Here is a 13,053-nt window from a genome sequence, read left to right as displayed (position 1 = left end):
CTACTCCTTTCCTTCACTGCGTATAAAACGCGAAAAAATCGAGGGCAGATGGCGTTCGAGCCATTCGGCACCGGCGACCTCCTTATCATGCCAGGCCGCCAGCAACAGCGCCGGGGTCAGCAAATGTTCGGCCTCTTGCGCCAGCGGCCGGTAGCTCAGATGCCACGGCTCCACCGCCACGCCGCCGCAGTCTTCGGTAAAGGGGCGGTAGAAACCGAATTCGGCCATATGCGCCGTCAGCCACTGGTTGAGCGGCGCAAAGTAACCGCCTTCCTCATATTCCCACGGCTCCAGCTGCAGCTTTTGCCCTTCCGGCAACAGCGACGGATCGTACACGTCCAGATCGCTGCCCCAGTGATGGCGGCTGGCGCCCGGCAGGGCCGACCAGCGCAGGATCGCCTCACAGCGCTCGGCGGCCGATAGCGTCGCGACGTCGATCGGGCGGCTGTCCTTATCTAATACTGGCCGCTGGCCGCAGAATTTGCCATTCCAAATCGCCAACTGGCGGTCGAAATCGCGGAAGGTGCTGGCGGGCTGGAGATCGAATCCCGCCTCATGCGCCGCCTGCTGCATCGCCAGGAAGGCGTTGACCGCCTGCGGCTGCAGGCGGTGGTTCCCGCTCAGCGGCGCGAGGTGTTCGGTTGAGCGGCCGGTGAGCATCTCTGCGTTGATCATGCGACCAATTGCTCCATGATGCGTTGATACATGCGGCTCAGCAGCTGCAGATCCGCGGCGTTGACACATTCGTTGACCTTGTGGATGGTGGCGTTGACCGGCCCCAGTTCCACCACCTGCGCGCCCATCTGCGCGATGAAGCGGCCGTCGGAGGTGCCGCCGGTGGTCAGCAACTGCGGCGTCAATTCAGAATAGTGCTCGACCGCGTTGACCACCGCATCCACCAGCGCGCCGCGCGAGGTGAGGAACGGTTGACCGGACAGCCGCCATTCGATGCTGTAATTCAACTGATGGCGTTCCAGCAGCTCTTCCACGCGCTGCTTGATCATCGCGTCGGTCAGTTCGGTGCTGAAACGGAAGTTGAACTGCACGTAGAGATCGCCCGGGATCACGTTGTTGCTGCCGGTGCCGGCCTGCACGTTGGCGATCTGCATACTGGTCGGCGGGAAGAACTCGTTGCCGCGATCCCATTCGATCGCCACCAGTTCATTCAGTGCCGGCATGGCGCGGTGCACCGGATTGTCCGCCAGATGCGGATAGGCAACGTGCCCCTGTACGCCGTGGATATGCAGGTTGGCGGTGATGGAGCCACGACGGCCGTTTTTCACCACGTCGCCGACGCGCTCGGTGCTGGACGGCTCGCCGACCAGGCAGTAATCCAGCCGCTCGTTGCGCGCCATCAGCGCTTCGACCACTTTAACCGTGCCGTGAGTGGCGCTGGCTTCTTCATCCGAAGTGATCAGGAATGCCAGACGGCCCCGGTGATTCGGGTTGGCGGCGACAAAGCGTTCCGCGGCCACCACCATCGCGGCCAATGAGCCTTTCATGTCCGCCGCGCCGCGGCCATAGAGCATGCCGTCACGGATTGCCGGTTCAAACGGCGGGTTGTCCCAGCGTTTTTCATCACCGGTCGGCACCACGTCGGTGTGCCCGGCAAACGCCAGGGTTTGCCCTTCACCGCGCCAGGCCCAGAAGTTTTGGGTATCTTCGAAGTCCATTGCTTCGACGGTGAAGCCGATCGCCTGCAGGCGATCGATCATCAGCTGCTGGCAGCCTTCGTCATTCGGGCTGAGGGAAGGGCGTTTGATCAACTGCTGGGCCAGTTCGATAACCGGGCAAGTCATACGGCAACCTCGGTGATAAATTGTTGGTAAGTGTCGGCGTTAAAACCGAGCAGGGCGTGGCCGTTGCCGTCGTCCAGCAGCGGACGTTTAATGATTGCCGGCTGCGCCAACATCAGCGCGATGGCGGCGTCGGCATTATCACAGGCGTTGCGCTGCGCTTCATCCAGCTTGCGCCAGGTGGTACCGCGGGTATTGAGCAGCGGCTCCCAACCCAGTTGCGCGACGAAACCGCGCAGTTGCTGTTCGGTCAGGCCGTCGGCGCGGTAGTCGTGAAAATGATAGGCTATGCCCTGATCTTCCAGCCAGCGGCGGGCTTTTTTGATGGTGTCGCAGTTTTTGATGCCGTACATCGTCAGCGTTGTCTGTTGCGGTTTATTTGCCATGGCGTAAAGCTACCTGTCTCGTCGAGTCGATACTGAGCGGCGGGCGCGGTCTTAGGCCTTCTCGCCGCCCGGCGATAGCAGAGATAATGCCAGTAAAGCGGCGGCGAGATCCAGACAACGATGCGCGCGAGAGACGATTGGGCGCCAGGGAGAGAGAGGTTGGCAAAGCGATGAAACGGCGACCTTCGCCAGCGGTGCTTTTAAAAGACGCCGGCGAACGCATTCAGCCGCCAATGCGGAGCTGGGGGGCGGTCACTACTCTTTATTGGTTCTTATGTTTAAACGATCGGTCAAACACCGTACGCGGGTAATATGCAACAGCGGTTTTATCCTGCTGGCGCCGAGCTTTTTCATTATTCGCGACTTGTAATGATTGGCGGTTTTATTTCTGATATTCATGGCATTGCTGATATCGGCCAGCGATTTTCCCGTCGACCACTCCGAAAGGAAAAGGGACTCGCGCTGGGAGAGTTGCGGCGGTTCGGTATAGTGACTGTAACGCTTATATAAGTCACCGATCAGGTGGCTGAAGCGGCTCAATGATATAAGGTTTGATAATATAATGGTCTTATTGTCGACAATCACCACCTCATGCAGGCAGTCGGTGATAATGATTATTTTGTAGGTATTGGGGTTGGCATATTCATCGCGGTAACGTGCTTCAAAATTGGCGATAGTGACATCGATAAAGCAGACCCTTTTACGGCTAAAGCCGGCCGGCGCGCGTTTTTCCGCCCATGTTTGGTTAATGAGTTGTCGAATGCCGACGGTGGTATAGGCACACTCGCTGAAAATATCAATTTCCATTTTATTATAGTCCTTTACTTTCTATTTCCCGGTGAGGATTGATATCTTAAAACATAAAAAAAGAAATAATCTAAATAATTTCATGTTGAACTTATCTTGCACCGCAAACGAATGAGCGTTATCTGGGCGCGAGCTTTGAAGGGAAGGTTATATACTAGCATGATTTATAAAGAGTAAATCTTTTTTTCAACCGAATTTTTAAGCAAGGTAAGGCTAATAGAATAGACATCTTCTATTAATACCTCGGTAATTGAAAGGAATTAACATAGATATTGACTATCAAAATTATCAAAACGATCGTTTTTGACGATCATTAAATGACGGAAGATTGCGTTTAACGAGTTAAAAACTAAGATTTTTCTTGGTTTTATCACGATGAGAAGCTTTACTTGGAGCGACAGTAAAGTCGGCGCTGAAGTCATGCGAAAATTAACGTGGAAATTGAGACAAAGATAATTCTAAACAAAGAAAATGCGATGTTTTAAGCTGTGAGCAGAGTGCGAACGTGGATGATTGATACGGAGAGCTGGCGTGAAAGAATGTCATATCGAAATTTCCGATCGGGTAACGCAGGAAATAACGTCCTGTATCGCGGAGGGGTTGGACCGTTTTAATGATCAACATATCGGCTACGGCGATCGTCTGCCGTTGGCCGTGGTGGTAAAAGATCCCGATAGTGGGGAGGTTCTCGGGGGGATTACCGGGCGCTCATCATTAGGGCTGCTGTTTCTCGATCTCTTTTATCTGCCGGAAGCGTTGCGCGGGGCGGGGCTGGGCAGCGAATTGTTGCGCCGTTTCGAGCAGGAAGGCCGCCGGCGCGGTTGCCTTTCCGCCGTGTTGTACACCATCAGTTTTCAGGCGCCGGACTTTTATCAACGACATGGCTGGCAGCGTATGGGGGAGGTGCCGTGCCTGCCGCCGGGGACCTGCCGTATCTTTATGAGCAAAACCTTGTAATGCGCGATTAACGTACGTAGCCTCCCTGTTGCAAACGCCGCAGGGCGGCGCCCTCAGCGAACACCATGCCGGTGGTCAAATCGTGAAAGCCGTACTTTTTATAGAAGGCCAGTTTTTCCGGCACCGAATAGATGAAAATCTTGCCGAGCGGCGCCAGATCTTGCATCACCCGGTCCATCAACCTGCGCCCCAACCCCTGTCCCTGAAAGCGCGGATCGATCGCCACGTCGGCCAGGTAGGCAACCGAGGTCAAATCGCTGATGGCATGCGCGGTGGCGATCAGCTCATCGCCGATAAACCCCCAATAGCAAAACTGGCTGTGTTGGTAAACGCGTTGCAGCGTATGCGGATCGCGTTCGCCCAGCCCGGCGGCCTGCAGCAATTCACACAGCCGCTGCCAGTCTATGGCGCGGCGGCTCATATCGGTGATGATTTCCATGGTTTTCCTCTAATCAATATGATTGAGATCGGCGGCATAGTGCCGAATGGCGCGCTGATAGCCGTGGATGCCGGGGTCTGACGAGGTGTCCGCCAGCAACAATAACAGATCGGCCACGGCGCGTTTATTTTCACCCAGGTTGTACAGCGTCATGGCGCGAAACAGCATTAGTTCGTTGGCCTGCGGGAATTCGGTCAGGCCATCGTCGAAAGCGCGCAGCGAAGCCGGGTATTTCCCCAGGGCGCGGTAAGTGCTGCCGAGGCCCAGCCAGGCTTCACGGCGCTGGGCGGGCGGCAAATCGCGAGCCAATGCCGCGAGGTAGCAGGGAATGGCCTGTTGCTCCAGGCCCTGAACGTCATACAGGCAGGCCAGCTGAAAGTGTAACATCGCCGCTTCCGGCTCGGCCGCCAGTTGCCGTAACGCCAGCGCAGTCGCTTCCTGATAGCGGCCCTGCGTTTTCAACTGCGAGAGAGACAAAGAAGTGGACATGATCGGCGCTCCCTTGGCGTATTTTTATACCTTTTACACGCTACCGTGGAGAAATTGATATCACAAGGGAATAGCTGTACTGCACATTGATCAGATAAATACGAAAATGTGCGCTAAGCCCGATTTCCGGGCCCGGCATCGTTCCCGTTTCCCTTCACATGGTCAAAAAACAAGCGTAGAATCCGCTTCGTCAAATAATTGAGGTTGTAAAGTATTATGGTTGATCGTGAATTAGGAAACTGGAAAGACTTCATTGATGAGATGTTGGGCAACTGACACAGCGTTGAAGCAGATGGCAAGGTTGAGTCATTGGAACGTCACTGAAACACCTTGGGAACGAGATTATCGTTCGAAAAAAAGCAGCATCGGTTACCCGACGCTGCTTTTTTTATGCGCTGCCTGTTACTCCTCAGTGGTCGGCGTGGTTGCCGGATGCGCTTTACCCGGGAAACGGCGCCGCACCAGCACGAAGAACAGCGGCACGAAGAAAATCGCCAGCAGGGTGGCGGAGATCATGCCGCCCATCACCCCGGTGCCGACCGCATGCTGGCTACCGGAACCGGCGCCGCTGCTGGTGGCCATCGGCAGCACGCCGAAGATGAACGCCAGCGAGGTCATCAGGATCGGCCGCAGACGCATGCGGGACGCGTCGAGCGTCGCCGACATCAGATCCTGGCCTTTATGGTTCAGCTCATTAGCGAACTCGACGATAAGAATGGCGTTTTTCGCCGACAGCCCAATGATGGTCAACAGGCCAACCTGGAAATAGACGTCGTTCTCCAGACCGCGCAGCCAGGTGGCGGCGACCGCGCCGATCACCCCCAGTGGCACCACCAGCATCACAGAGAACGGTATCGACCAGCTCTCGTACAGCGCCGCCAGGCACAGGAACACTACCAGCAGCGAGATGGCGTACAGCGCCGGCGCCTGCGAGCCGGACAGCCGTTCCTGATAGGACATCGCCGTCCATTCCAGCCCGAAGCCGGTCGGCAGTTGGCTGACCAGTTTTTCCATTTCCGCCATCGCGGTGCCGGTGCTGACGCCGTTGGCCGCTTCGCCGACGATCTCCAGCGCCGAGCTGCCGTTATAGCGCTCCAGCCGCGGCGAACCGTACTCCCAGTGCGAGCTGGCGAAGGCCGAGAACGGCACCATGCCGCCCGCGCTGTTGCGTACATACCATTTGTTAATGTCAGCCGGCAGCATGCGGAACGGCGCTGCGGCCTGCACGTAGACTTTTTTCACCCGGCCGCGGTCGACGAAGTCGTTGACGTAGGTCGAGCCCCAGGCGGTGGAGAGGGTATTGTTGATGTCGTCGATAGACACGCCCAGTGCCTGAGCCTTGCGTTGATCGATATCGATTTGCAACTGCGGGCTGTCGTCCAGTCCGTTGTGGCGCACGCGCGACAGCAGCGGGTTTTGCCCGGCCAGCTGTAGCAGCTGATCGCGCGCCGCCATCAGCTTGGCGTGGCCGAGGCCGGCGTGGTCTTCCAACTCCATATCGAAGCCGGAAGAGTTGCCGAGGCCGGTGATAGCCGGCGGGCTGCTGGCGATCACCCGCGCTTCGTTAATCTTGTTGAACGCCAGGGTGGCGCGATCGATGATGTCGAACGAGCTGTTGGCGCCCGAGGTGCGCAGATCCCAGTCTTTTAGCCGAATGAACAGACGCGCCACGTTTTGGCCGTTCCCCCCCGGCCCGGAGCCGATGATGGCGAACACCGACAACACATCCTGTTTCTCTTCGGTGAGGAAGTACCGCTCAACCTTTTCCACCACTTTGGACGTTTGTTGCAGGGTCGAACCTGCCGGCAGCTGCACCTGTACGGTGAAGATGCCACGGTCTTCCTGCGGCAGGAAGGAGGTCGGCAGCTTGATGAACAGCAACGCCATGCCGCCGAGCAACAGCAGATAAATCACCATGTAGCGGCCGCTGGCGTGCAGGATGCGCCCCACGCCGCGCTCATAGCGTTCGGTGTTGCGGTTGAACATGCGGTTGAACCAGCCGAAGAAGCCGCGCTTACCGTGGTGGTGGCCCTTGGCGATCGGTTTGAGCAGCGTGGCGCACAGGGCAGGGGTCAGGATCATCGCCACCAGCACCGACAGCACCATGGCGGAGACGATGGTGATGGAGAACTGTCGATAGATGGCGCCAGTGGTGCCGCCGAAGAACGCCATCGGCACGAACACCGCCGACAGCACCAGGGCGATGCCAACCAGCGCGCTCTGGATTTGCCCCATGGATTTGCGCGTGGCTTCACGCGGCGGCAGGCCTTCTTCGCTCATCACGCGTTCGACGTTTTCCACCACCACGATGGCGTCGTCCACCAGCAGGCCGATCGCCAACACCATGGCGAACATGGTGAGGGTGTTGATGCTGAAGCCGCAGGCGGACAGGATGGCGAAGGTGCCCATTAGCACCACCGGCACGGCGATGGTGGGGATCAGCGTGGCGCGGAAATTCTGCAGGAACAGGTACATCACCAGGAACACCAGCAGGATGGCTTCCAGCAGCGTTTTCACCACGTCCTTGATCGAGGCTTTGACGAACGGGGTGGTTTCATAGGCCACTTTGGCCTCCAGCCCGCGCGGGAAGTACTGCGACAGTTCGGCGATCTTGTCCTTCACCAACTGGTCGGTCTGCAGTTCGTTGGCGCCGGAGGCCAGCTTGATGTTCATGCCCGCGGCCTGCATCCCGTTGTAGCGGCTGAGGTAGTTGTAGTTCTCGCCGCCCAGTTCGACGGTGGCGACGTTGCCCAGCGTCACCAGCGATCCGTCCTGATTGACCCGCAGGGTGATCTGGCGGAATTGTTCTGGCGTCTGGAGCTGCGACTGGGCGTTGATGGTGGCGTTCAACGCCTGTTTATCGACCGATGGCGTGCCGCCCAACTGGCCGACCGCCACCTGGGCGTTCTGCGATTGAATGGCCTTGACCACGTCCTGGGTCGTGAGCTGGTAACTGTTGAGCTTGTTGGGATCGAGCCAGATACGCATGGCGTATTGCGAGCCGTACACGTCCATGCTGCCGACGCCGTTGATGCGGCTGAGCGGATCCTGCAGGTTGGAGACGATGTAATCGGCGATGTCCTGCTTGTCCATGCTGTTGTCGGTGGAGACGAACGCCACCATCATCAGCGTGGTGTCGCCGGATTTCGACACCGTGACCCCCTGATTCTGCACCGCCTGCGGCAAACGTTTGATCGCCGCCTGCAGCTGGTTTTGCACCTGCTGCATCGCTTCGTTGGGATCGGTGCCGGCTTCGAACGTCAGCGTGACGGTTGCCTGGCCGGTATTGGTGCTCTGCGACGACATATACATCATGTTGTCGAGGCCGGTCATATTCTGTTCAATGATCTGCGTGACGGTGTTTTCCAGCGTTTGCGCCGAAGCACCTGGGTAAGTTGCGCTAATGCGCACGTTCGGCGGCGCCAGATTCGGGTATTGTTCTACCGGTAAAGAAAAAATCGCCAATGCCCCGGTGAGGCAAAGAATAATTGCCAGCACCCAGGCGAAAATCGGGCGATCAATAAAAAAATTGGCCATGCAGCGCGAACCTCGTTATGACTTGTTCTATCTTTAAAACGCATCGGAAATATGCATTTCAGCGGCAGGGAAGGATTCCGGCGCTATTGCACTTTACTCGGGATAGTCGAGGAAAGCGTGGAGAAAAAAAGGAGATAGTGTAAATAACGGTAGCGGAAAACGGCGTGGATGCACCGACGCCGATAATTGTACGCTATTAAGACATTTTTATTACTATCAAAGGCCTTGCGCATGTCTTCGCCGCAGGCAACCGAAAGTAAAAACTGGACTCACCTTACAGCAGGAGCTTGGCATGGGAATTAACCCGGTATTTGCCCGTCGGCTTTATTTATGCTGGCTGATCAGCCACAGTGAGCGGCCCAATGTGCCGCGGTTGATGGCGCTGACCGGTTGGCCGCGCCGCACGTTGCAGGATGTGCTGAAGGCGCTGCCCGGCATGGGCGTCGAGCTGCAGTTCGTGCAGCAGGGCGTGCGCAACAACGACGGTTTCTATCAGTTGGAAAGCTGGGGGCCGTTCAACAAGAGCTGGGTGCATCAGCACCATCAGGCGCTGCTCAGCGCCATCGAGTAAGCGGCCCCGGCGTATTGGCCGGGGCGGGGCGATCAGTGGCTTTTGTACTCCAGGTACATCACCGTCGCCGCCACGCGAGAACGCACGTCCAGCTTGCGCAGTATATTGCGGATGTGCACCTTCACGGTTTCTTCAGAGATATGCAGCTGCGCCGCCACCTGTTTGTTGGACAGGCCGCGCGCCACCTCTTGCAAGACGTCCAGTTCGCGTTCGGTCAAGGCGGCGAAGGGATCGCGTTGCTCGCCGCGCGCCAGCAAATAGTCGGCCATGGCGTCGCTGATCACGTTCTGCCCTTCGGCGGCGGCGCTGATGTGTTCCAGCAGCTGTTCCGGTTCACTGTCTTTCAGCAGATAGCCGTCGGCGCCGGCGTCGATCAGCGCATACAGATCGCTGCGCGCGTCGGAGACCGTCAGCACGATGATGCGCGCGTCCACGCCTTCGTCGCGCAGGGCCCGCAGCGTATCCAGCCCGGACATGCCCTTCATGTTCAGATCCAACAAGATCACGTCCGGCGCGTGCTGCAGTGCCAGCGCAACCGCCTCGCTGCCGTTGCCGGCCTCCGCTACCACGCCAAATCGCGCATCCAGTCCCAGCAGCTGTTTGATGCCGCGCCGCATCAACGGATGATCGTCAACGATCATGACTCGGTATTGCTTCATCACCATGAAATATGCTCCCTGTAGCAAGTAAAGCCACTCAAACGCGCCCGGAGGCGTGCTTCACAGTGGGACTGTCTCTTCAAAAATAGCGGCATTCTGCACCGCAAACCTCTCTGGGCAGCCTTCTGCCCGGCGGCAACCGTAACGCCGAGTGAACAGCCGCAAGGTCAGGGCGAGAATGTCAGGCAGACCGCCGTGCCGCCGCCGCTTCTGCGCCGGATGCGCAGCGTTCCTCCCAGTCGCGCCGCGCGTTCGCTCATGATGGTCAAGCCGTAATGCCCTTCCGGTTCTTCCAGACTGGCGATGCCGCAACCGTCGTCGGTAATGCTGAATACGTTGTCGCCTGCGGCATTGACCTCGCAACACACCGCGATCTCGTTCGCTCCGGCGTGCTTGACGGCATTGAGTACCGCTTCGCGCACGATCTGCAGCGCGTGCACCTGCTGTTGGGCGTTGAGCGCCTGCGAGGGCAGCCGACAGTGTAACTGAATCCGCGCGGGGGTTAGCGCCTTTAATGGCTGCAACAGTTGCTCCAGCGCGGCATTCAGATCCGCCTCCTGAATGTTGAGGCGGAAGGTGGCCAGTAATTCTCTCAGCTGGCGATAGGCATCGGCCAGCGTGCGATCGAAATCATCGATAATCGTCTGCGCCGCCGGATCGTCGGCGGCGCGCCGGAGCAGCGTCAGCTGGATGCGCAGGAACGACAGCGTCTGCGCCAGCGAATCGTGCAGCTCGCGGGCGATGGTCCCACGCTCTTCCATCAGCAACAGATATTGGTGCTGCTTTTGCGCGCGGTTGAAGTAGACGCCGCGGCCCAACATATTGGCCAGGCTCTGCATCAGGTGAGGATGCGGCGGCTGCGCCTCGGGCTGCCAACGCAATTCGCCCAGCAGTTTATCGCCTTGAGTGATCGACAGCGCGCTCCAGGCTTGCGCCGGCGCCGGCTCTCCTTCGTTCAGTTGCCACTGGCCATGGTCGTCCGCCACGTTCAACCGGATGCAGCGCAGTCGTTCACTTTGGCGCACGATGCGCAGCACATTTTCAAACGCCTGCTGATCGATCTGGCGCACGCTCAGCGCCTGCGAGCAGCGATACAGCACCTCCAGCGTTTCGTTGGCCTGCTGCAGGCGCTGGGTCTTTTCCTGCACTTTCAGCTCCAGCGACTGATAGAGCCGGGCCAGCTCGTCCGACATGGCGCTGAAGGTTTGCGACAGCACGCCGAGTTCGTTCGGCAGCGCCACGTCCAGCTGCGGGTGGCGAAAGTCGCGCTGTTGCACGCGCTGGCTGGCGTCGACCAGATGCTGCAGCGGCGTGACCACCTGGCGGCGCATAAAACGGATGCAGAACAGCACCAGACCGATGATGGCGGCGTAGCCCAGTACGCTGATGGCGGCCACCAGGGTGAGTTTCAACTCTGAATAACGCTGCAGAGCGGAAACGAAATGATCGACGCGGTTGACGTAGCCGGCAACCTCTGCCCGGTAGGCGGCCGCCTGCCCGTCGCGGATCTGCTGCTCCATCGTTTGCCATGTTCGTTGCAACGCCAGATAGTGGTTGCGTACCTCGGCCGGGACGTAAAAACGCGCCAGCTTTTGCAGCGCGGGTGCCTGCAAAGATTGCCGGTATTGCTGCAGGTGCAGCTCCAGCTCCGGGTTCTGCCGGTCGAGGTCAAAGGCCAAGCGGTAGCTTTGCATGCGCAGCGAACCGGCGATGTTGATCGCCTCGGCATCGCTCTGGCTGCCGGCGACGGTCGTCAACGCCAACCCGGTGGCGAGCACCGACAGGATCACGATGCCGAACAGCGCTCTGGCCAGGCTGCCGGTCACGGAACGTTTAACAAGCAATCACGGAATCCTTTTCTCTCAGGTGAGGCGCTTCGCCAGTTTCATTCGAAAGCAAAACTATAACTTTTGCAACTAAATTGCACCGCGATTTGTATCAAGTTGTCAACAAAACGGGAACAATTGTCGTTGTGTAATCAAATGAATAGCGAAATGCCCACCGATTTTCAGCCGCAGCCCGGTTTCCACTGATGATTTGCCTTTGTGGATGCGATTCGTCCTGACTCGTCTGTCAGAGTCTGCGTCTGCCCACGATGTATTTTAAATCCTGGTTTACCCGGAGAGGCGATGTGATTTTTGTTGCAAATCGTCTGCCGCGGCGCGGCCTAATCGCGGTATGATCTGCACGTTGTCACGCAAGGGAAAAGGGTTATGTCGTCGAAAATTGAGAATGTGAAGAAAGAGCTGCTGTCTGACAACTGGTATGTGCTGCACAAGTACACGTTCGATCTGAAACGCAAAAACGGCGGTTCGGTGCAACAGGTGCGCGAGGTCTACGATCGTGGCAACGGCGCTACCATTTTGCTGTACAACCGCGCCAAGGGCACGGTGGTGCTGACCAATCAGTTCCGCATGCCGACCTACGTCAACGGCAACGAGAGCGGCATGCTGCTCGAGGCCTGCGCCGGCCTGCTGGACGCCGACTCTCCGGAGCAATGCGCGCGCCGCGAAGCGGTGGAGGAGACCGGTTTTCAGGTCAGCGAGGTGAAGAAAATCTTCGAAGCGTACATGTCGCCGGGCGGCGTGACCGAAATCGTGCACTTCTTTATCGCCGAATACCATGATGATGAGCGGCGCGCGGCCGGCGGCGGCATTGAAGATGAAGATATTGAGGTGATCGAACTGCCGTTTCGCGACGCGGTGGCGATGATCGCCGACGGCCGGATTAAAGACGGCAAGACCATCATGCTGCTGCAGTATTTGCAGATTCATCGGGTGATGGAATAAAAAAAGCCGGTCATGATGACCGGCTTTTTTATCGGCTTGCGCCCGGCCGCTTACTTCAGCAGCGCCTGCGCCTTGGCCACCACGTTGTCCACGGTGAAGCCGAACTCGGCGAACAGCTGCTCCGCCGGCGCCGACTCACCGAAGGTGGTCATGCCCACGATGGCGCCGTTCAGGCCCACGTACTTGTACCAGTAGTCCGCGATACCCGCTTCCACCGCCACGCGCGCCGTTACCGCCGCCGGCAGCACCGACTCGCGGTACGCCGCATCCTGCTTGTCGAACGCGTCGGTCGACGGCATCGACACCACGCGCACCTTGCGGCCCGCTGCGGTCAGCGTGTCCGCCGCTTCCACCGTGATACCCACTTCGGAGCCGGTGGCAATCAGGATGACGTCCGGCGTGCCCGCGCAGTCTTTCAGCACGTAGCCGCCGCGGTACACGTTCGCCAGCTGCTCTGCGGTGCGCGGCTGCTGGGTCAGGTTCTGGCGCGAGAACACCAGCGTGGTCGGGCCGTCGTTGCGCTCGATACCGTACTGCCACGCCACCGCCGATTCCACCTGGTCACACGGGCGCCAGGTGCTCATGTTCGGGGTCACGCGCAGGCTCGCCAGCTGCTCCACCGG

Annotated in this window: 14 protein-coding genes; 4 read left to right on the top strand and 10 right to left on the bottom strand. The window is 58.5% G+C overall.

Annotation, left to right across the window (positions count from 1 at the left end; genetic code table 11):
- From ACJ8IL_RS19305 to ACJ8IL_RS19290, 4 genes are all read right to left on the bottom strand, one after another.
- Entirely contained in the window at positions 1 to 675 is a 675-nt protein-coding gene (locus tag ACJ8IL_RS19305; protein WP_025303824.1) for a M15 family metallopeptidase, read from the bottom strand.
- Positions 672 to 1,799 carry a succinyl-diaminopimelate desuccinylase gene (dapE, locus tag ACJ8IL_RS19300; protein WP_025303823.1) on the bottom strand — a complete coding sequence of 376 codons (1,128 nt, stop codon included), beginning with the start codon at positions 1,797 to 1,799 and terminating at the stop codon, positions 672 to 674. The genes ACJ8IL_RS19305 and dapE overlap by 4 nt, the downstream gene beginning before the upstream one ends.
- Complete coding sequence (locus tag ACJ8IL_RS19295) at positions 1,796 to 2,182, bottom strand: ArsC family reductase (protein WP_025303822.1); 387 nt, start codon at positions 2,180 to 2,182, stop codon at positions 1,796 to 1,798. The genes dapE and ACJ8IL_RS19295 overlap by 4 nt, the downstream gene beginning before the upstream one ends.
- Positions 2,183 to 2,437: 255 nt before the next feature.
- Positions 2,438 to 2,989, bottom strand: a complete 552-nt coding sequence (locus ACJ8IL_RS19290) for a LuxR C-terminal-related transcriptional regulator (RefSeq protein ID WP_049204816.1) — start codon at positions 2,987 to 2,989, stop codon at positions 2,438 to 2,440.
- A gap of 531 nt (positions 2,990 to 3,520) precedes the next feature.
- Here ACJ8IL_RS19290 and ACJ8IL_RS19285 point away from each other — a divergent pair.
- Positions 3,521 to 3,946: a GNAT family N-acetyltransferase gene (locus ACJ8IL_RS19285; protein ID WP_060434453.1), complete on the top strand. Its 426-nt coding sequence runs from the start codon at positions 3,521 to 3,523 to the stop codon at positions 3,944 to 3,946.
- A gap of 7 nt (positions 3,947 to 3,953) precedes the next feature.
- Here the strand turns inward: ACJ8IL_RS19285 and ACJ8IL_RS19280 are convergent, their stop codons facing one another.
- Both ACJ8IL_RS19280 and ACJ8IL_RS19275 read right to left on the bottom strand, forming a co-directional pair.
- Positions 3,954 to 4,385 carry a GNAT family N-acetyltransferase gene (locus ACJ8IL_RS19280; RefSeq protein ID WP_025303819.1) on the bottom strand — a complete coding sequence of 144 codons (432 nt, stop codon included), beginning with the start codon at positions 4,383 to 4,385 and terminating at the stop codon, positions 3,954 to 3,956.
- Positions 4,386 to 4,394: 9 nt separating this feature from the next.
- The gene (locus ACJ8IL_RS19275) at positions 4,395 to 4,874 is read right to left on the bottom strand and encodes a tetratricopeptide repeat protein (protein WP_141998646.1); all 480 of its coding nucleotides are present in this window, start codon (positions 4,872 to 4,874) and stop codon (positions 4,395 to 4,397) included.
- A gap of 216 nt (positions 4,875 to 5,090) precedes the next feature.
- Between ACJ8IL_RS19275 and ypfM the strand changes: the two genes are divergently transcribed.
- Positions 5,091 to 5,150: a protein YpfM gene (gene ypfM, locus ACJ8IL_RS19270; protein ID WP_100396732.1), complete on the top strand. Its 60-nt coding sequence runs from the start codon at positions 5,091 to 5,093 to the stop codon at positions 5,148 to 5,150.
- Between the two features lie 126 nt (positions 5,151 to 5,276).
- Here ypfM and acrD read toward each other — a convergent pair whose 3' ends face one another.
- On the bottom strand, positions 5,277 to 8,411 hold the full coding sequence (gene acrD, locus ACJ8IL_RS19265) for a multidrug efflux RND transporter permease AcrD (RefSeq protein WP_197836316.1): 3,135 nt from the start codon (positions 8,409 to 8,411) through the stop codon (positions 5,277 to 5,279).
- Between the two features lie 292 nt (positions 8,412 to 8,703).
- On the opposite strand from acrD, the gene ACJ8IL_RS19260 reads away from it, so the two are divergent.
- Entirely contained in the window at positions 8,704 to 8,982 is a 279-nt protein-coding gene (locus tag ACJ8IL_RS19260) for a winged helix-turn-helix domain-containing protein (RefSeq protein WP_004941750.1), read from the top strand.
- 32 nt (positions 8,983 to 9,014) lie between these two features.
- On the opposite strand, the gene ACJ8IL_RS19255 is transcribed toward ACJ8IL_RS19260, so the two are convergent.
- Positions 9,015 to 9,647: a response regulator gene (locus tag ACJ8IL_RS19255; protein WP_025303816.1), complete on the bottom strand. Its 633-nt coding sequence runs from the start codon at positions 9,645 to 9,647 to the stop codon at positions 9,015 to 9,017.
- 161 nt (positions 9,648 to 9,808) lie between these two features.
- Positions 9,809 to 11,485 carry a nitrate/nitrite two-component system sensor histidine kinase NarQ gene (gene narQ, locus ACJ8IL_RS19250; RefSeq protein ID WP_173888264.1) on the bottom strand — a complete coding sequence of 559 codons (1,677 nt, stop codon included), beginning with the start codon at positions 11,483 to 11,485 and terminating at the stop codon, positions 9,809 to 9,811.
- A gap of 369 nt (positions 11,486 to 11,854) precedes the next feature.
- On the opposite strand from narQ, the gene nudK reads away from it, so the two are divergent.
- The gene (nudK, locus tag ACJ8IL_RS19245) at positions 11,855 to 12,430 is read left to right on the top strand and encodes a GDP-mannose pyrophosphatase NudK (RefSeq protein ID WP_033643990.1); all 576 of its coding nucleotides are present in this window, start codon (positions 11,855 to 11,857) and stop codon (positions 12,428 to 12,430) included.
- Between the two features lie 50 nt (positions 12,431 to 12,480).
- On the opposite strand, the gene ACJ8IL_RS19240 is transcribed toward nudK, so the two are convergent.
- Positions 12,481 to 13,053 (bottom strand): transketolase-like TK C-terminal-containing protein (locus ACJ8IL_RS19240; protein ID WP_442516761.1); only part of this gene is annotated, 573 nt, incomplete at its 5' end.

This window comes from Serratia sp. CY47444, assembly GCF_052168635.1.
Lineage (GTDB): Bacteria > Pseudomonadota > Gammaproteobacteria > Enterobacterales > Enterobacteriaceae > Serratia > Serratia bockelmannii.
The sequence above is the reverse complement of the archived record's forward strand: the minus strand, read 5'-3'. Positions and strand labels throughout refer to the sequence as shown.